The following is an 18422-nucleotide window of genomic DNA, read 5'->3' on the forward strand; positions in this document are numbered from 1 at the left end:
CGGTGAAGGTAATCGACGATCATCCACGGGCAGCTCGGGATCATTCGGCCCCGCGCCCCGGCCCCGCTGACCGCCTGCGGGAACTCCGTGGCGTGCCCGCGAGCGGGCGTCGAGGATGGGTTGATGCGTGCCGAGCACCACCCGGAGAGTCCCGCCGCGCCAAGGGAAGACCTCGTCCGCGTCGAGGGCGGGTACGAGCTCTGGGTCCAGGAGAGCGGCGACCTCGCGGGGAGCCCGGTGCTGCTCGTCATGGGCGCGGCCTCGGCCGGGGTCGCCTGGCCGGAGGCGCTGGTGGCGCGGCTGGGGCGCCGCCACCGCGTGGTGGTGTGGGACCACCGCGACACCGGCCGCTCGACCCGCGCCTTCGACGAGCACCCCTACGCGCTGCGCGACCTGGCCGGCGACGCCGTCGCCGTGCTCGACGCCCTCGGCATCGACCGGGCGCACGCCGTGGGCATGTCGATGGGCGGCTACCTGGTGCAGCTGCTGCTGCTCGACCACCCCGACCGTCTGCTCTCCGCGACGCTGTTCTGTACCGGCGCCTTGCCCGGGGCTCCCGGCGAGGAGGAGGTGCCCGGACCGTCGGAGGAGCTGCTCGCGCTGTGGGCGTCCCTCGGAGAGCCGCGCGATGAGGCCGCTGAGCTCGACTGGCGGGTGGAGCACTGGCGCGTGCTCAACGGTGGCCAGGTGCCCTTCGACGCCGCCGAGTTCCGGACCCTGGAGCAGCAGGTCATCGCCCACGGCGGATCACCGGATGCCAGCTCGGCCACCGCCCACGCCCGCGCCGGCACCTAGGGGCTCGAGCGCGGTGCCGAGCTCGCCGCGGTGACCACGCCGGTGTTCGTGATCGAGGCGCCCGCCGATCCTGCCTACCCGCCGCCGAACGCCCAGCACCTACAGCGGGCGATCGGCTCCGCGCACCGGGTACAGGTGCCGGGCATGGGCCATGCGCTGCCCAGCGCCGTGCTGGCTCCCCTCGGCCGTGCGCTGGAGGCCCACCTCGATGCCGTGGACGCTGTTGACGCCTCTGGCCGCTGAGCCCGGCCCGACACACCGCTCCGCCGACGACCCAACCAGCGATCCCGCAAGGGATCCCTGTTCGTGACGGCGGCCGAGGCGTCCCACGACTTGTCTCAGGGCGGCTTACGGACAGACCAACGCCGTCTCCCGCAAGGCCCTTCAGCTACCCGCAGGCATGGGTACAAGCGCGCTACGGTCTCGCAGCGCCGTTCTTCCGTCGGACCAGTCGCAGCTGTCCGACGACCGCGCCGATCGCACAAGCGGCCAGGGTGCCCTAGAAGACGCTCTCGGATTGGTCACCAACGACCCACGCGGTATGGACTGCCAGGACAAGGAACAGTCCGCCCGCCACGGGTAGACGCAGACGCGGCGCTCGCCGCCACATCCACGCATCGAACCCGTGCCACACGAGGAAACGCTCAAAACCACGGCGAGCGCCGCCGCGAACGCAAGCCAGTCCACCGGCCTCATCCAGCTGGAGGTGTCCCAGTCCAGCTCCCCTCAGCGGTTGATCGCTGGCCAACCCGGACGCTTCGCGACCTATGCTCGAAGCTCCAGGCTGAAGGCGTAAGCGAACGACCTGCCGGTGTTCGCTAATGGGCCGCGCTATGGGACACCGACTGGGCTCGCCGCGAGGGCGGCCTCCGGGCGACTGCCCTGCCGCAGGGTCGGCATGCTTATGCGGGCTACCCACCCATGGGAGGTTCGGGACCAGGTACAGGCGATGGTGACGCCTTCAACCTCTAGACCGAGTTCGCTCGCAAGCGGTTGAACATGGAGCCGCGCCCGAACGAGATCCCCGGCCTCCTGCCCGTGCGTCGCTTGCTGGGCCGCTCGCAGACCGTCGCTGTCGCGCTCATGTCCATCCACGCCTACAGCACCGGGCTGCAGTTCCACCTCATGGCCCGCTCCCGCCCCGGACACCCGCTCGGCCCGACCCACGTCCGCCTGGCCGAGCGGGCCGGCCTGCCGGTCGTCCCGTCCCCGCAGTTCGACGTGACGGTGGCGGACGGCACAGAGGCGTTCCCGCTCGACCTCAGCGAAGCCTTCGGTCGACTCGACGCGCTACGTGACCGGACGGTGATCATCGGCTGGCGGGCCGGCGGAGCGCACGACCGCCGCGACGGCGAGTACTGGCTCACGCCCAATCCGCTGTCGGGCTCACAGTCCGGTTCTCCTGGCCGCACTTCGGCCTCGGCAGCACCGAGACGCAGATCCCGGAGGGGCCGCTCCGTGCGACAACTGCATCCGCCGTAGAACTCTGGCCGTGGGAGCCCAGCGCAGACGTTCGGTGAGCTTCGGACCCTGATCGTCCCCAACTGCGCCGCCATGCGACTACGACAGGGCTCGCCGCGAGGCAGCCTATGGGGCACCAACGCGCAGGGAGTGCCGGGTAGTCACCAAGTCACCGGCGGCCATTGGTCCCGAGACACCTCACTGACGTCCACACCCAGTTGCCCCACCCGGTTCCGCCGGACCGAGCGGATCTTGCGGGCTCCACAGCCAGCTATGGACGTGTATCCCGTAACCACCGTCGCAGGAAACGGCACGACACCGGCCGGGGAACAGCGCGAGCCGCCGTCGGTGGCGATCCACTGGTGGTCCTCCCCGTCCCTGAGTGACCAGTCACCCGAACCTAACCTCGGCGACCGAGGGTGTCCTAGAGTGAGCCGCTATGGGCCACTCGCTCCACAGCTGAGCCACCGACAACCCGCAGCCCTGTCCCGCAAGGCGAACGGCGGATCCAAGCGGTCATCGCAACAGGAGCGGTCCGATCTCCTCGATCGGCTTGCGGAAGGCTAGCCGCTTGCGGGGCCGGTCGTTGAGCTCGGCAGCCACCCAGTCGAGATCGGCTTGGCTGTGCACCGACAGGTCGGTGCCTTTCGGAAAGTACTGGCGCAGCAAGCCGTTGGTGTTCTCATTCGTTCCTCGCTGCCGGGGCGCGTGCGGATCACAGAAATAGATATCGATGTCCGCATCGACGCCGATGCGCTCCCAGTCGCGCATTTCCGCGCCTTGGTCCCAGGTCAGTGATCCGCGCAGAATTTCCGGCAGCGTCTTGATCTTCTCGGTCAGGGCGGGGGCGACCTGCTCGGGCTTGTATCCGTCGGGCAGCGCAACCAGCATCGTGTAGCCGCTGGTGCGCTCGACCAAGGTGCCGATCGCGGTGGCGTTGGCCCGCCCGATGATCAGATCACCTTCCCAATGCCCGGGCACCGCCCGGTCAGCAGCCTCCGGTGGGCGCTCGGCGATGTTGACCATGTTCGGGATGCGGTTCCTGCGCTGGTTGGCGTGCCGGTTGGGCACCCGCAGCGCCCGGCCAGTGCGCAGGCATCGGGCCAGGTCACGGCGCAGCGCGCCGCGGGACTGCACGTACAGGGACTGGTAGATCGTCTCGGTGGACACCCACATCTCCGGATCCTCGGGGAAGTCCGCACGCAGCCGGCCGGCGATCTGCTCCGGGGAGTACTTCTTCTCCAGGTCCTGCTCCACTCGCGCCCGCAGCACCACGTGGGTGGCCAGCTTGGCGGACTTGGGCCGGCTGGCGCGCTCGTAGGCGCGTGCGTGCGCCACCGTGGCCCGGTACCGGCCCCGGGCGTCCCTGTTGCCGCCTACTTCACGAGAGATCGTGGAAGCCGCTCGACCCAGTCGAGTGGCGATCGAGCGCAACGATTCGTTGGCAACCAGCCCGAGGGCGATTTCCTCACGCTCGGCGAAAGTCAGGCAGCGGCCCTTGAGGGTCCGGCCTCGGCGGGGGCGCACACCACCGGCTTCGCGCAGCCATTTCAGACCCCGCCAGCGATGAGTGCCGGCCATCGCGGCAGCGTCGGTCAGGAACTCACCAGCCTGCAGCGCCGCCCAGAACGGCTGGTAGAACTCGGCGACAAGCTGGTTGGAGAAACGAACGGCCATCAACACCCTCACATCCTGTGGTGTTGCGACCACCGCAAGAACCCGGGGAACCCCACACGGAAACGCCCGCGCCGTTCGGCAACGCCAGCCACCGGTGTCCCGCAGGGGATCTCCGTGCGTGACGGCGGCTGCGGTATCTGACCCGTCCCTGAGGGCGGCTTCAGGGACACGGTGCAAGACGGCGCGCGTGAGGTCGAATCGATGTTCCGCACGCGCAGGGTCGGGGTATCCCCGCCTTGAGCGATTCAGTCGTTCCACCTGGTGGCCCCGGACCCGGCGACCTCATCACTGAGGGAGCCGGTCGTGGTCTACACCTCCTCCGCCGAGTCCGGCGACTCTGCAGTCCCCGACGCCATCAGCCAGCAGCGCAACCAGCAGAGCCAGCCGCAGGCCAACCGCACGACCAGCGACGCCTGGCCGTACTGGGAGTCCACGGCGGATGGGCGGCGCTGCCAGTGGCGCTTTCACACTGACTTGCGTTCGGTCGTCTCGATGCGCTGGGAGCTGCGCGTGCTCCTCGGTGGAACCGGGCTGCCCTTCGATGAGCTCGAGGACCTGCTGCGGGCCGTCAGCGAGGCGGCAAACAACGCCGTGGAGCACCCGCACCTACCGAGAGAGCCGTTCTTCGACGTATCCACCAAGATCGACGATGGATCGGTGACCATCGTCGTCCAAGACCACGGGCAGTGGCGGCAGCCCAAGTCCAGTTCCGACCGCGGCCCGGGCCTAGCGATGATGCGTGCCCTGGCCGACGCCACCGTCACAAGCGATGCGCGCGGCACCACCGTGACCCTACGGAAACACCGCACCGGCACCGAGCCTCTAGATGCCGAGCCTCTACATGAGGAACGTCGGGCGTCCTAAAACCCGAGCAGGGCCGGATCTGGACCGTTGGGAGAGTCCACAGGCAGCCGTCGCGACCCCCCGGGGAGCCGGGACGGTTAGGCCCCGCCGCTCTAGAAGTGGGCGGCGGGGCCGCACCCTTCATCTGTCCTTGAGTGGGCCGTGTCCCTCCAGCGGACCGCGTAGGGACACGCGCACGGTCAGGGGCGCAAGGGCACCAGCCACTACGGACGCGTCAACCACTCGACCGGCGGTCGACTGCGACGGGCAGCGAAGCCCTGTAGCTCGGTCGAGGTCAGAGAGCAGCCACCAGCACAGTCGAACTCGATGGGCCGCCCGTCCACCCACCCGACAGCTGCTGGCCGCTGACAGCTCGGGCAGTCCTCCCACGTGACCCGCTCACTTGTTTCCATGCTGCTGCTCCCGCTCCCGGCCTGCCTGGCCGCGGACAGGGGACTGGCCTCGCTGCTCAAGCCATACCCCCAAGGATCGGCACGCTGCTTAACCCGGCGCAGCGGCCGAAAACGCTGCGCTTACGGACGTTTTGTTCCGGTTCCCGCCCGTTTCTGAGGAGCGGAGGCCCGTCCCTTAGTGGGCCATTTGAGGACGCAAGGCGGCCTCAAGGACAGGTGCGCACGGGATGCCTCGGAGGCGACCCGATCGGACGGAGTGGCGCGGGAGCAGCGGGTCAGTGGCCGCGGCCTTCGGCGATCATCTGCGCGAGTGCCTCGGGATGCAGGAACGGCGACATGTGGGCCGCGTCGGGGAGGACGTGCAGCCGCGCGTGCGGTAGCCGACCGGCCATGGCGGTCATCGCTGTCGGCGTGGACACCTGGTCGAGTTCGGCGGCGATGAGGGTGACCGGAACGTCGATCGTCGGCGTCCGGTCCGACCGGTCGTAGCTGGCGATCGCGCGCAGGGCGGCGGCCCACGGCGCTCGGTCAGCAGTGAGCAGGCATCGGCGGGCGTACCGAACCAGGGAGCCCTCGGCGGCAAGGTCGGCCGGCCGGAACCAGCGGGACAGCACTGCGTCGAGATCGGCCGGGCCGTATCCGGGGACGGCCCGCGCGGCGGCGGCGAACGCCGGGAAGGGTGTGTCCCGACTGCAGAGGCTGGTCAGGCTGCGTACCCGCCGCGGCATGGCCAGCGCGAGCTCCAAGGCGACCTGTCCGCCGAAGGAATGACCGACCACGTGCATGTTGCCCGTGACGTCGTGGAGGTCATCGCGCAACCGTCGCGCCACGTCCGGCTGCGCTTCGGAGGCGTTGCGGGGCGTGGCCCATGGGCACTGCACCGCGCCGGTGTGCTGCAGGTGGGCGGCGATGTCGGTCCACACCGACGGGGTCAGCGGAGTGCCGTGCAACAGCAGCCATCGATCCCCCGACGGGCGCACGTCGGACACTGTGCCGGGAAGGTACCGGTGACACCAGAGGCGCACCGATCAGGCCCGCGGCGGTGAGGGCGGGCCGGGGCAGGCTCCCACCGAGGCGATGCCAGAGAGATGCCGGCACTCGTCACCTCGGCGGCCGGGACGGGGCTGCGGCAGTGCGCGGCATTCGGCCTCACGGTCGACCGCGACTTCCTCCGTCGCCTGCTCACCGTCGACCGGCAGCGTGTCCCAAAGTGGGCCGCTATGGGCGACTGGCTTCCCAGCTGCTCCACCGACGACCCGCAGCCCTGTCCCGCGAGGCGAACGGCTACCGGCGCACCGAAGACCGTCTGGTTGGTCGGCTGAGCACCGTCCCGCAGGGATCCCTTGCCAACAACCGAATCAGTACGCGCGAGCGCGCGTCAGAAGGCGCGGACGGCGATGCCGGGATACGCCAACACCAAGCCAGCCTCGTCGTAGACCAGCTGGCAGGAGAAGTCGAACACCGGCGCGGTGTACTCATAGCGCTGATGCCCATCCTGATCGCCGGCCCGTGTGTACTGCTGCTCGAGGCGCTCGATGCCCAGGTCGAGAGCTCGCATATAGACGGCCGGCGATGGCGCCGTCGCACCAGCGGTCAGGGCGAGACGGTGCACCGGCAGGGCGTTGGTCATCGCCGAGGACTCCAGGTCCACGTCCAGGCAGCCGTCCAGGTGCAGGGCCGGCTCCCCGTCAATGCGCCAGCGACCTTCGCCATCACCCTCGAGCAGCCGCGTGCGAAGGCCGGTACTGGAGCGTCCGGTCGCGCGAGCGCTGCGGGTGCGCCAGCCGACGTCGACCCGGATCTCGTAGTCGACGATCCAGGGCTGCCCGCCCTCGACCGCGGTCGTGGCGCCGGTGAGCAGATGACCGTCGTCGAGGGCCCGGAAGTAGACGACCTCGAAGCCGCAGCGGGCATCCTGATGGGCCCATGCCGCGCTGGTGGGCAGCGGGAGGAACGGCACGTCCTCACCCTGGCCGCCGGAGCGGGGACTCATCAAGCAGCAGTCGGGCCTCGATCTGGTCATGCCCGCCGGTGCCTCAGACGGATCCGTCTGTCGCCTTCGTGGACCAGCGCCTCGGCCGCAGGCACTCGCGGCTCGGTGAGCGGTGGTGATGCCGGTCAGCGACTCGTCTTTTCGTCCGCGCCGACCCGCCGTGTCCGCCGGGGTTCCACTGGTCGCGACCCGCTGTGGGCCTCCGCCACTCCCGACCGCCTCCGGCGGCCGCCCGCCCCCGGAGCCCTACGGTCGACGCTCGGTGCCAGAGGCCGCATGGAGGGGGTGCGCCATGTCCGAGGCAGTCTTCCGCGCGCACTACGAGCAGATCTGGAACAACAAGGACACCAGCGGGATCCCGCGCTTCATCGCGCCCAACTACCGCGGTCATGATCCGAGCGAGCCCGCGGTCATCTCCGGCGTCGAGGGTTACAAGCTGCACTTCACGACGATCACCACCGCCTTCCCGGATCTGCGGCTCACCATCGAGGGCATCCTGGGGGTGGACGAACGCGTCGCGGCGCGTTGGCTCGCCGAGGGGACTCACACAGGCGACCTGGGCGAGTTCCCGCCCAGCGGGGTGCGAGTGCGCCTGAAGGGCATGAGCATCGCCCTCATCCGCAACCGTCAGCTCGTCGAGGAGCACTCGGTCTCGGACACACTCGGGCTGCTGAAGCAGATCGGGGTCATCCCCGACACCGTCGCGGTTCCGCCTGTCCTCTTCTAGCCGCTGCAGGCCCAGGACCTCGTCCCGGGTCCACCCGTCCCGTGCGTCGAGGGCCGCGTCGTCCATGACCCTCCCCGGTGGTCGGTGCAGCTCGACGGTCCCCGCCGGCGCGCCAGGCGCCCGTGCGCGCGGCCGTCCAGGAGCGGCCGCCGGCGGCCTACCGTCGTCCTCCCGCCCCGATCCGGAGGCCCCGATGACGACCGTGACGATCAGTACCGCGCCCCTGTCGGTCGACGACTTGCTCGCCGTCGTGGGCGGCGCGCGGGTGGGGCTCGACGCCGGCGCGCGGGATGCCGTGACCGCGGCGCGCGCGGTCGTCGACGAGGCGCTGAGCTCGCGCGCGGCCGTCTACGGCCTGACGACGCAGGTGGGGCACATGCGCGACACTCGGCTGACCGAGGAGGAGATCCGCGGGGAGCAGCAGTTTCTCGTCCTGTCGCACGCTGGTGGGCTGGGGCCGCCGCTGCCGGTGCCCGTGGTACGGGCGGCGCTGGCCGTGCGGCTCGCCGGCATCGCGCGCGGGGGGTCGGGCGCGTCGGTGGCGGCCGCCGAGACGCTGGTGGCGATGCTCAACGCCGGGGTCCACCCCGTGGTGCCCGCGACCGGCTCGGTGGGGGCGGCCGACATCGGACACATGGCCGGGATGGCGCAGGTCGCCATCGGCCGGGGACGGGCCGAGTACCGCGGCGAGGTGCTCCCTGGCGGGGAGGCCCTGCGCCGGGCCGGCATCGCCCCGTTGGAGCTCAGCGGCAAGGACGGGCTGGCCCTCATCTCGGCCAACGGGGTGTCGGTCGGCCAGGCGGCGCTGGTGGTCGCCCGGGCGGCCCGGGCCGCCGAGGCCGCCGACGTCGTCGCCGCGGTGTCGATGGAGGCGACGCGGGCCAACCCGTCCGTGGTGCACCCCGCCGTCGGCCGGGCCAAGCCGGTGCCCGGGCAGATCGCGGCGGCCGACCACCTGCGGGAGCTGCTGGCCGGCAGCGCGCTGTTCGCGCCGGACGGCGCCGTCTCGGTGCAGGACCCGCTGTCGTTCCGGGTGGTGCCGCAGGTTCACGGCGCGCTGCGCGAGCACGTCGCGGCTACCCGCGCGGCGGTGCAGACTGAGCTGGCCGGCGCGGGGGACAACCCCCTGGTGTCGGTCGAGGACCGCGCGCTGGTCAGCAACGGCAACTTCCACCCGATGGTGCTGGCCATCGCCTGCGACGCGCTGCGGATCGCCGTCGCCGCGGTCGGGCAGCTCAGCGACCGCCGGATGGCCCACCTGTGGGAGGCGTTCTTTCGGCAGCTGGCCGGGCCGCCGCAGTCGCCCGTCCACGGCCTGGCGCTGCGTCTGCCGGCGGCCGCGGTGGTGGCCGAGCTGACGCAGCTCGCCGCACCGGCGACCCTCGACGTCCCGCCGCTGGACAACGGGGTGGAGGACCACGCCACCGGCGCCCCGCTGAGCGCCCGCAAGGCCGACGCCGCGCTGGGCCTGCTGGAGGACGTCCTCGCCGTCGAGCTGCTGCTGGCCGCCGACGTCCTCGCCGCGGCGCCGGACGGGCGGGCCCTGGGGGCCGGCGCGCGCGGCGCGCTGGACCTCGTGCGGACGGCGATCGCCGCGGCCGAGCCGTACCCGGACGCCGTCCACCGGATCCTGCGGGAGCGGTTCCCGGAAAGGGTCAGCCCTGGGAAGTAGGCGTGCCCAGGGCTCGCGGCCACCTCGCCGTCCCGGACGAACCCGAGCGCGAGCAGCGGGTGCAACCAGCATGCCGCGACGAGTCAGCCGCAGGTCGGCCGGCCGCAGCAGGGGCAGGGCGGCACCGCCGGGACGCGGCTGCGCGACCGGCGGGACGACCAGCCCGGCCCGCTGCAGGTCGGCGACGTCCTCCCGGGCGCCCCACGCCATCCAGGCGCGCGGGTCGTCGGCCGGCGGAGCCATCGGCAGTGGCTGCCGGTCGCGGCGGCCGCACCTGCCAGCAGCACCCGCCGCCGCCAGGTCAGCCCGGCGGTCAGCCGCCGCGCACGCTGGACCAGCCCGGCGTCCAGGACCACGAAATCCTTGGGCGGCCCGAAGCCCGGGCCGATCCGGGGTCGGGTGTTCACCGCCTGGTCTCGTACCTGGTGAGGAGCACGCCGTCGGGAAACGTCCGGGTCTCCACCAGGGTCAGGTTCACCCAGTTGTCCAGGGCCGCAAAGAACGGCGTGCCGCCGCCCACCAGGACCGGATGGGTGACGATCGCGTACTCGTCGATCAGCCCGTCCCGCATGGCCGCTGCGGCGAGGGTGGCGCCGCCGATATCCATGGGGCCGCCGTCCTCGGTCTTGAGCCGGGTGATCTCGGTGACCGCGTCGCCGGTGACGAGGCGGGTGTTCCAGTCGACCGTGCTGGTCGTCGAGGAGAACACCACCTTCGGCATGTCCCGCCAGCGGCGGGCGAACTCGATCTGCGCCGGTGTGGCGCCCGGCTGCTGGTCGGCGGTCGGCCAGTGGGAGCTCATCGTCTCCCACAATTTGCGCCCGTACAGCGCCAGGCCCGTCGCCCCCACCCGGTCGGACCACCACTGGAACAGCTCGTCGCTCGGGACACTCCAGCCGAGGTCGTCGCCGGGCGCGGCGATGTAGCCGTCCAGGCTCAGGTTCATGCCGAAGGTCAGTTTCCGCATGGTGTCAGCCTCCGGTGAGTCGGTACTCGGCGTACAGACCAGCACGGCGCGGAAGAATCATCGGTCAGGCCACACCGAGGGCGGGTTCACCACCACGCCAAGCGGATGTGCGTTCGGAACCGAACCCATGCCGGACACCGCTGACGTTTTGCACCAGCACGTTGGGCTATTACCGCAAGGGGATCCGCTCGTGGAGCAGCGTGGGGTTGTCACTGGTCGGCGCGGTCGGGTGTCGAGGCGCGCCAGTGGCTGTCCCTGTGTGGCGCGGGAGGCGCATCCCGCGAGACCCGCCCGGTCACGATGCCCGCAGAGGGCGTCAACCGGGACGGGTGCTGAGCGGCTCCGCATCGTCGGAGACCCGGACGGAGACGGTCAGCCGTGCAGCCGGACGGCGACCAGCGCGACGTCGTCCTCCGCGCCCTCGGGGAGCATCCGGCCGATCAGCTCGTCGCAGGCCGCCTCGAGCGGCCGGTCGCGAACGGTCACCAGCTCCTCGGCCAGCTGCTGCACGCCCGGGTCGAAACCCCGGTCGCGCCGCTCGACGAGGCCGTCGGTGTAGAGCAGCAGCGTCGAGCCGGGTTCGAGCAGCGCCTCGGACTCGGTGCGCCGTGCCGTCGGGTCCACGCCCAGCAGCAGCTCGGCGCGCGGGGTGGTCAGCGTCAGCACGCCGTCGCCGGGCTCGGCGAGCAGCGGCGGCAGGTGGCCGGCGCTCGACCAGCGCAGCCGGGTGCCGCCGGTCCCCGGATCGGGGGTCAGCCGGCCGACGAGGACGGTGGCCATCGCGTGCAGCCCGAGGCCCGCGACGGCGTTGTCGAGCCGGCGCAGCACGGCAGCCGGGCCGTCGGCGCTGTCGTAGGCGATGCCCCGCAGCAGCCCGCGCAGCTGCGCCATGTCGGCCGCGGCCGCGGTGTCGTGCCCGACGACGTCGCCGATCACGACCACCGTCGAGCCGTCCGGCTGCTCGAAGACGTCGTACCAGTCGCCGCCGACCTGCGCCTCGGTCGTAGCCGGCACGTAGCGGACGGCGACGTCGTGGCGAGCCGACACCGGGGGCTCGGTGAGGTGGCTGCGCTGCAGCCGCTCGGCGGCGAGCACCACCCGTCGCGATCGCGCGTACAGCGCCTCGAGCAGGTGGGTGCGCAGCTCCCCGACCTCGGCCAGCTGCTGCGCCGTCCACGGCTCGGACCGGCCGCGGACGGTCTCCCGCCACCGCTCGAAGCTCTTGCGCGGGCTGAGCCGGACGGCGTCGCCCTCCCGCTCGGCGATCGCCTTGTTGTGCGGGTCGCCGCCCCAGTCGACCGTGCGCGTCGCCTCGGCGCGGTGCCAGAGCACGTACTGCCCCTCCGGCAGCGGCAGCACGAGCACCCCGCACGCGACCTCGACCGGCACCGCCGGTCCCGGTGCGGACCGGGGCAGCGAGTCGGTGGCGACGACGTCCTCGTCCGCGGCGGCGGCCCAGGCCGCGATCGCCTCGGCGGTGTCGTCGGGCAGCGGCGCGCCGCGGCTGCCGTGGTGGCCCTGCAGGTGCACCACGACGCCGTCGGCCGGCAGCAGGTCGAGCAGGCTGGGCGAGCCGAGCAGCGTGTCGGCCAGGGGGCGGTCCTCGTCGAGGGTGGCCGCGGTCAGCCAGGCCAGCGTCGAGCGCGCCTGCAGCGCCCGGTGCACCTCGTCCTCCTCGGCGCGGTGGACCAGGCGCAGCGACAGCGTGGAGCCGAGGAACTCCGCGGCCGCCCGGGTGGCGTAGGGCGGGGCGTGCGGGCCGGCGTAGTGGTGGCAGGCGATGAGGCCCCACAGCCGGTCGTCGCGCAGCAGCGAGATCGACATCGAGGCCCGCACGCCCATGTTCTGCAGGTACTGGACGTGGATCGGCGAGACGCTGCGCAGCGTCGAGAAGGTCATGTCCAGCGGCGTCCCCGTCGAGGGCACCAGCACCGGCCGGAGCGGCACCGGCCGGTAGTCGACGTCGGAGATCAGCCGGATCCAGTTCTTCTCGTACAGCGCTCGCGCCTGCGCCGGGATGTCGCTGGCCGGGTAGTGCAGGCCGAGGAAGGAGTTCAGCCCGGGGGTCCTGGCCTCGGCCACGACCTCGCCGTTGTAGTCGGCGTCGTACCGGTAGACCATCACGCGGTCGAAGCCGGTCAGGTCGCGCACCGCCTGCGCGGTGATGTCGTAGAGCTCCTGCAGCGAGGTCGCGCGGTTAAGCTCGCCGACGGTGCGGCGCACCGCCTGGTAGGTGTTCGGGAAGGAGAAGGGTCGGGGGCCGTGAGCGGGCTCCAGCTCGACCACCAGCAGCGCCGTCGCCGGGGTGCCGGCGCCGACCACCGCGCGGTGCAGCAGCGCGTCGACCGGCACCGGGCTGCCCTCGACGTCCAGCGTGATCTCCACCGGGTTGCGCTCCCGCAGGTCGCCGAAGGCGCTGGCCGAGCGGGCCACCGCCTCGGCCGCCACCACCCCGAGGACGTCGGGCAGTCGCCGGCCCAGCGCGTCGGCGGGGTGCACGCCCACCAGGTCGGCCAGGTTCTCCGACACCTGCTCGACGACGAGGTCGGGCTCGGTGACCGCGAGCAGCACCCCGCGCGGCTGGATGCTGCCGGGGACGTGGATCGGCTCGCGCTCGCAGTTGGAGAGGTCGACGGGCGTCCCGGCCGGCAGCAGCTCGGTGTCCGGGGAGCTGCTCACGCGGAGGCCCCGATCGGTGCGCACCAGTCGGCCAGGACGGCGAAGGTGGCGTGCGCGGCGGCCACCAGCCGGGCCGGGTCGCCGCCGGCGGCGACCCGGTCGCGGGTCACCCGGCGGAAGGCGTGCCACATCGCGCCGGTCTCGGTGCCGTACGGGGAGAAGGCGCCCAGCCGGACGTCGGGCCCGAGCGTGGGCAGCGTGGCGAGGTGGCGGGCGATGAAGGTGCCGCCGAGCGTGGCGCCCTCCAGGACGTAGAGCCGGCCCAGGGCCTGGTCGGTGTCCTCGACGGCGGGCAGTTCGGGGCTCCCGCCGTCGGGGGGCGCGGCCCCGAGTGCCCACAGATCCGCGGCGAACAGGTGGGCGCGGCGCCGCCGCGACCAGTCGACGGTCTCGGCGTCGGCCGGGGAGCGGCGGGCCCAGGCGTCGAGGCCCGCCTCGGCGGCGGTCCAGAACGCGTGCAGCCGGGTCAGCACCGCGACCAGCCGGTCGCGGCCCAGGTGCGGATCCATCAGGCCGAGGGTGGACTCCACCTGCTCGTGCTCGACGGCGGTCGCCGTGCGCAGTTCGGTGAGGACGTCCGCGCCCCCCGCGTGTCGAGGCAACGCCTCTCCTCCCGCAGCCATACGGAACCCGAGCGTAGGCGAACACCGTCGCCGTGGCGCGGGCTGAGCCGGGCGGGTGAGCCCGGTCACGGCCGGGTGAGACGAGCGCTGCGCAGCGAGGCGTGCAGCAGCAGCCGCGCGTCTCCCTCGGCGAGGTCCAGGCCGGTCAGCGCCTCGATCCGTGCCAGCCGGGAGTACAGCGTCTGGCGGTGCACGTGCAGGGCCGCGGCCGCCCGGGCGGGGCTGCACGCGGCGTCCAGCCAGGCCTCGGCGGTGGCGGTGAGCACCGGGTCGGCCAGCAGCGGGCCGACGGCGGGGTCGGGGCCGGGCAGCGCGGCGGCCAGCCGCCAGCCGCCCAGCTCCCCCCAGTGCGCCACGGGGGAGAAGCGGGGGACGGCGGCGGCGACCCGTGCGGCGGTGCGCGCCTGCTCCCACCGGTCGGGCAGGGCCACGGCACCGGCGCCGACGGCGGAGAGCCCGGCGGTGCTCCCGGGTGGCAGGCCGGCCAGCGCGGCGGCGGTGACCGCGGCGGCCGGGCGCAGGTCCGCCGGGCCGGGCAGCGGGACGGCCACCGCGACCAGCTCCTCGCCGGGCAGCACGGCGCTGACCGCACCCGCGGCCGGGGCCCGCCACGGCGAGGGCAGCCCCGCGCGGGCGGGCCGCAGCGCGACGAGCACCACCGGGGTCCGCTCGCCCCACGCCCCGGCGAGCGTCCGGGCCGCCTCCTCCCGGGCGGCCGGCGTGCCGGTGAGCGCGGTGGCCAGCGGGCGGCCCAGGTCCCCGGCGTCGGCCTCTCGCTCGGCGAGCAGCCGCCCCGCCTCGGCGGCCAGCTCGACCGCCGCCGCGAGCGCGGGGTCGTCGGCGGTGGGGTCGGTGCGCCCGCCGTCGAGCAGCCACAGGTAGCCGCGCGTGCGCCCGGCGTGCCGGACCGGCAGCACCAGTCGGGTGAGGATCCCGGCCGCGGGGTCACCCGGCGTGCGCAGCGGGCCCTCGGCGACCGCGATGCCGAAGTCCTCGAAGCGGCGCCGGGTCTCCGGTGTGGACCCGCGGCCGAGGATCGAGCGGGTGCGCACGGCGTCCATCACCGGCGTCTCGGCGGCGTCGACCGGGTGGGCGCAGAAGGTCAGCAGGGTGAAGTCGGCGTCCTCGAGGGTCGCCGGGGCGCCGAGCAGCCCCGCGACCCGGTCGACCAGCTCCTGCAGCTCGTCCCGCACGCCGTCGTCCCTCTGTTCCCCTGGACACATGTATGACACCGGACGGCGGGAACCGTACGTCTGTCGCTGGTCGTGCGGGCCGGGGCTGCCTAGCGTCGGAGACGTCCGGTTCCCGGTGGCGGAGGTGGCTCGTGCTCTCCCAGAAGACCCTGCTGCTCGGCGCCTCGCGGCGCCCGGGACTGCGCCGGCTCGTCACCGGCACCCCGGTCACCCGGCGGGTCGTCGACCGGTTCGTCGCCGGCGAGACCCTCGACGAGGTGCTGTCCGTCGTCCGCCGGCTCACCGCCGAGGGGCTCGCGGTGACCCTCGACCACCTCGGTGAGGGCGTGACCGACCGGGCCGAGGCGGTGCGCTCCCGCGACGCCTACCTGGCGCTGCTGGACGGGCTCGCGCCGCTGCGGCTGGGCCGCGCCGCCGAGGTGTCGGTGAAGCTGTCGGCGTTCGGCCAGGCGCTGCCCGGTGGCGGCACCGACCTGGCGCTGGAGCTGGTCCGGCCGGTCGCCGAGGCGGCCTCGGCGATCGACACCACGGTCACCCTCGACATGGAGGAGTCGACCACCGTCGACTCCACCCTCGCCGTCCTCGCGGAGCTGCGCCGCGACCACCCCGGCACCGGCGCCGTGCTGCAGGCCGCGCTGCACCGCACGGAGGACGACGCCGCCGCGCTCGCCGTCCCCGGGTCGCGGGTGCGACTGGTCAAGGGCGCCTACGACGAGCCGCCATCGGTCGCCTGGCAGTCCCCCGCCGACGTCGACGCCGCCTACGCCCGCTGCCTCGGCGTCCTCATGCGCGGCCCCGGCCACCCGATGGTCGGCTCGCACGACCCGCGCATGGTCGACCTCGCCCAGCGGCTGGCGGCCGAGTACGGCCGGACGCCGGACTCGTGGGAGGTCCAGATGCTCCACGGCATCCGGACCGACGAGCAGCGCCGGCTGGCCGCCGAGGGCCTGTGCGTGCGGACCTACGTGCCCTACGGCGCCGACTGGTACGGCTACTTCATGCGCCGGCTGGCCGAGCGTCCCGCGAACCTGCGCTTCTTCCTGCGCTCCCTCGTCAGCACCCACTGAGCCCCCACCCGCCCCACCACCCCGAACAAGGGAAGTCCCATGGACGCCGTCACCAACGTCCCCGCGCCGGGCAACGAGCCGGTGCTCAGCTACGCCCCCGGCTCCCCGGAGCGGGCCGCGCTGCAGCAGCGCCTGACCGAGCTGGCCGGCGAACCGCTCGAGCTCACCATGACCATCGGCCACGAGCAGCGGATGGGCGGGGGTGAGCGCTTCGACGTCGTCCAGCCGCACCGGCACGCCGCCGTCCTCGGCACCGCCGCGCACGCCACGCACGCCGACGCCGAGGAGGCCGTGCGCTGCGCGAAGGCGGCTGCGCCCGCGTGGCGCGACCTCTCCTTCGACGACCGGGCCGCGGTGTTTCTGCGTGCCGCCGAGCTGCTGTCCGGGCCGTGGCGGCAGACGCTCAACGCCGCGACGATGCTCGGCCAGTCCAAGACCGCCCACCAGGCGGAGATCGACTCGGCCTGCGAGCTGATCGACTTCTGGCGCTGGAACGTGCACTTCGCCCGCGAGATCGTGTCCGCGCAGCCGGTGTCCTCGCCCGGCGTGTGGAACCGCAGCGACCACCGGCCGCTCGAGGGCTTCGTCTACGCGGTCACGCCGTTCAACTTCACCGCGATCGCCGGCAACCTGCCCACCGCGCCGGCGCTCATGGGCAACGCCGTCGTCTGGAAGCCCGCGCCCACCCAGCAGTTCGCCGCGCACTTCGTCATGCGGCTGCTGGAGGCCGCCGGGCTGCCGCCGGGCGTCATCTCGATGGTCACCGGCGACGGGGTCGCCGTCTCCGACGTCGCGCTGGCCGACCGCGACCTCGCCGGCATCCACTTCACCGGCTCGACAGCGGTGTTCCAGATGCTGTGGCGGCGGGTGGGGGAGAACATCGCCTCCTACCGCGGCTACCCGCGCATCGTCGGCGAGACCGGCGGCAAGGACTTCGTCGTCGCGCACCCCTCGGCCGACGTCGACGTGCTGCGGACGGCCCTGGTGCGCGGCGCCTTCGAGTTCCAGGGGCAGAAGTGCTCGGCGGCCTCGCGGGCGTACGTCCCGCGCTCGGTGTGGGGGCGGCTGCGCGACGACCTGGTCGGGGTCACCGAGTCGCTGGAGATGGGCGACGTCACCGACTTCTCCAACTTCATGGGCGCGGTGATCGACCGGAAGTCGTTCTCGAAGCTCTCCGGCGTCCTCGACCGGGTGGACGACGACCCGGCGCTGTCGATCGTGGCCGGCGGGCAGGCCGACGACAGCGAGGGCTTCTTCGTCCGACCGACCGTCATCGAGGGCACCGACCCCGAGCACGAGGTCTTCACCACCGAGTACTTCGGGCCGATCCTCGCGGTGCACGTCTACGACGACGCCGACTACGACACCGTGCTCACCCAGATGGAGTCCGCGGCGCCCTACGCGCTCACCGGCGCCGTCATCGCCGAGGACCGCGCCGCCATCGCGCACGCCCAGCACCTCCTGCGGTTCGCGGCGGGCAACTTCTACGTCAACGACAAGCCCACCGGTGCCGTCGTCGGCCAGCAGCCCTTCGGCGGTGGGCGGGCCTCGGGCACCAACGACAAGGCCGGCGCGGCGCAGAACCTGCAGCGCTGGACCTCGACCCGGTCGATCAAGGAGACGTTCGTGCCGCCGACCGACCACCGCTACCCGCACATGGGGTGAGGACTCGCGTCCTCCCACCCTCCGCAGGCTGAGTCGCCTCGGGCCTCGCACGAGATCTGCACACTCGCGGCCTTCACGCGCCTGAAGGCCGCGAGTGTGCAGATCTCGCGGGCCAGTGGACGAGGCCGTCCTCGCCGAGCACCGTTCCCTCCGACGGGCGGTGCCCGGCGAGCCGGCCGTCGGGCATGAGGTGGCGCACCGGCACGCTCCGGCCGAGCACGGCGACGTCGGCGACCAGCCGCCGGTGGCAGCGCCACCACACGCTCTCGCTGCACATCACCGCCACGGTCGCGGTCGCCGCCTCGGCCAGCACCTCGTCGAGCGCCGCGGCGAACTCCGCGGTCCGGGTGTGGGCGGCGTAGGCGGCGAACTGGGCGACGGTCCACCAGCCGTCGGCCACGGGCGCGTCCGGGGGCAGTCGGCGGCGCCCGCCCAGCCGCGCGTCCCACCGGTAGCCGACGCCGGCAGCGGGCAGCCACTCCTCGAGCGCCTCCTGCCGCACGTCGGGGTTGCTGCGGCTGCCCGGGTACCGGCGGACGTCGACCACCAGCCCGACCCCGGCGCCGGTCAGCCGGGCGCCGAGGCGGGTGCGGTCGTCGGGGCCGTGGCCGACGGTCAGCAGGGGCACGCGTCCTCCCACCCGGCGG

At 73.1% G+C, this 18422-nt stretch carries 16 protein-coding genes; 8 read left to right on the top strand and 8 right to left on the bottom strand.

The features are described 5' to 3' along the window. Positions 1-123: 123 nt before the first annotated feature. The 3 genes from BLW63_RS19850 (at position 124) to BLW63_RS19855 (ending at position 2277) form a co-directional block, all read left to right on the top strand. A complete protein-coding gene (locus BLW63_RS19850; protein ID WP_211517195.1) occupies positions 124-795 on the top strand; it encodes an alpha/beta fold hydrolase in 672 nt (223 codons plus the stop codon). 30 nt (positions 796-825) lie between these two features. Beyond that, complete coding sequence (locus BLW63_RS27475) at positions 826-1038, top strand: alpha/beta hydrolase (protein WP_211517196.1); 213 nt, start codon at positions 826-828, stop codon at positions 1036-1038. Positions 1039-1833: 795 nt separating this feature from the next. After that, on the top strand, positions 1834-2277 hold the full coding sequence (locus tag BLW63_RS19855) for a hypothetical protein (protein ID WP_139263695.1): 444 nt from the start codon (positions 1834-1836) through the stop codon (positions 2275-2277). Positions 2278-2772: 495 nt separating this feature from the next. Here BLW63_RS19855 and BLW63_RS19860 read toward each other — a convergent pair whose 3' ends face one another. Then, positions 2773-3933, bottom strand: coding sequence for an IS30 family transposase (locus BLW63_RS19860; RefSeq protein WP_091160300.1), 1161 nt, complete (start codon positions 3931-3933; stop codon positions 2773-2775). 303 nt (positions 3934-4236) lie between these two features. On the opposite strand from BLW63_RS19860, the gene BLW63_RS19865 reads away from it, so the two are divergent. Beyond that, a complete protein-coding gene (locus BLW63_RS19865) occupies positions 4237-4797 on the top strand; it encodes an ATP-binding protein (protein ID WP_091160183.1) in 561 nt (186 codons plus the stop codon). Positions 4798-5464: 667 nt separating this feature from the next. Here the strand turns inward: BLW63_RS19865 and BLW63_RS19870 are convergent. Together BLW63_RS19870 and BLW63_RS19880 are read right to left on the bottom strand one after the other, a co-directional pair. Then, a complete protein-coding gene (locus tag BLW63_RS19870; RefSeq protein WP_091160302.1) occupies positions 5465-6169 on the bottom strand; it encodes an alpha/beta fold hydrolase in 705 nt (234 codons plus the stop codon). Between the two features lie 398 nt (positions 6170-6567). Next, positions 6568-7149 (bottom strand): putative glycolipid-binding domain-containing protein, encoded by a 582-nt coding sequence (locus tag BLW63_RS19880; protein ID WP_211517198.1) that lies wholly within the window; start codon positions 7147-7149, stop codon positions 6568-6570. A 325-nt stretch (positions 7150-7474) separates the two neighbouring features. Between BLW63_RS19880 and BLW63_RS19885 the strand changes: the two genes are divergently transcribed. Then, entirely contained in the window at positions 7475-7909 is a 435-nt protein-coding gene (locus BLW63_RS19885) for an ester cyclase (protein WP_170856879.1), read from the top strand. 193 nt (positions 7910-8102) lie between these two features. After that, positions 8103-9581, top strand: a complete 1479-nt coding sequence (locus BLW63_RS19890) for an aromatic amino acid ammonia-lyase (protein WP_211517199.1) — start codon at positions 8103-8105, stop codon at positions 9579-9581. Between the two features lie 403 nt (positions 9582-9984). On the opposite strand, the gene BLW63_RS19900 is transcribed toward BLW63_RS19890, so the two are convergent. From BLW63_RS19900 to BLW63_RS19915, 4 genes are all read right to left on the bottom strand, one after another. Continuing rightward, positions 9985-10548: a dihydrofolate reductase family protein gene (locus BLW63_RS19900; RefSeq protein ID WP_091160193.1), complete on the bottom strand. Its 564-nt coding sequence runs from the start codon at positions 10546-10548 to the stop codon at positions 9985-9987. Between the two features lie 372 nt (positions 10549-10920). Then, positions 10921-13227: a SpoIIE family protein phosphatase gene (locus tag BLW63_RS19905; protein WP_091160305.1), complete on the bottom strand. Its 2307-nt coding sequence runs from the start codon at positions 13225-13227 to the stop codon at positions 10921-10923. Continuing rightward, a complete protein-coding gene (locus tag BLW63_RS19910; protein WP_244522685.1) occupies positions 13224-13829 on the bottom strand; it encodes a biliverdin-producing heme oxygenase in 606 nt (201 codons plus the stop codon). Before BLW63_RS19910 ends, BLW63_RS19905 begins: the two co-directional genes overlap by 4 nt. A gap of 86 nt (positions 13830-13915) precedes the next feature. Then, on the bottom strand, positions 13916-15043 hold the full coding sequence (locus BLW63_RS19915) for a helix-turn-helix domain-containing protein (RefSeq protein WP_091160198.1): 1128 nt from the start codon (positions 15041-15043) through the stop codon (positions 13916-13918). A gap of 131 nt (positions 15044-15174) precedes the next feature. Between BLW63_RS19915 and BLW63_RS19920 the strand changes: the two genes are divergently transcribed. Continuing rightward, the gene (locus tag BLW63_RS19920; RefSeq protein ID WP_091160201.1) at positions 15175-16110 is read left to right on the top strand and encodes a proline dehydrogenase family protein; all 936 of its coding nucleotides are present in this window, start codon (positions 15175-15177) and stop codon (positions 16108-16110) included. Between the two features lie 39 nt (positions 16111-16149). Continuing rightward, positions 16150-17775, top strand: a complete 1626-nt coding sequence (gene pruA / locus BLW63_RS19925; RefSeq protein WP_091160204.1) for an L-glutamate gamma-semialdehyde dehydrogenase — start codon at positions 16150-16152, stop codon at positions 17773-17775. A 73-nt stretch (positions 17776-17848) separates the two neighbouring features. On the opposite strand, the gene BLW63_RS19930 is transcribed toward pruA, so the two are convergent. Then, positions 17849-18403 carry a DUF488 domain-containing protein gene (locus BLW63_RS19930; protein WP_091160207.1) on the bottom strand — a complete coding sequence of 185 codons (555 nt, stop codon included), beginning with the start codon at positions 18401-18403 and terminating at the stop codon, positions 17849-17851. Positions 18404-18422: the final 19 nt, after the last annotated feature.

This window comes from Geodermatophilus africanus, from assembly GCF_900107105.1.
GTDB classification, from domain to species: Bacteria; Actinomycetota; Actinomycetes; order Mycobacteriales; family Geodermatophilaceae; genus Geodermatophilus; species Geodermatophilus africanus.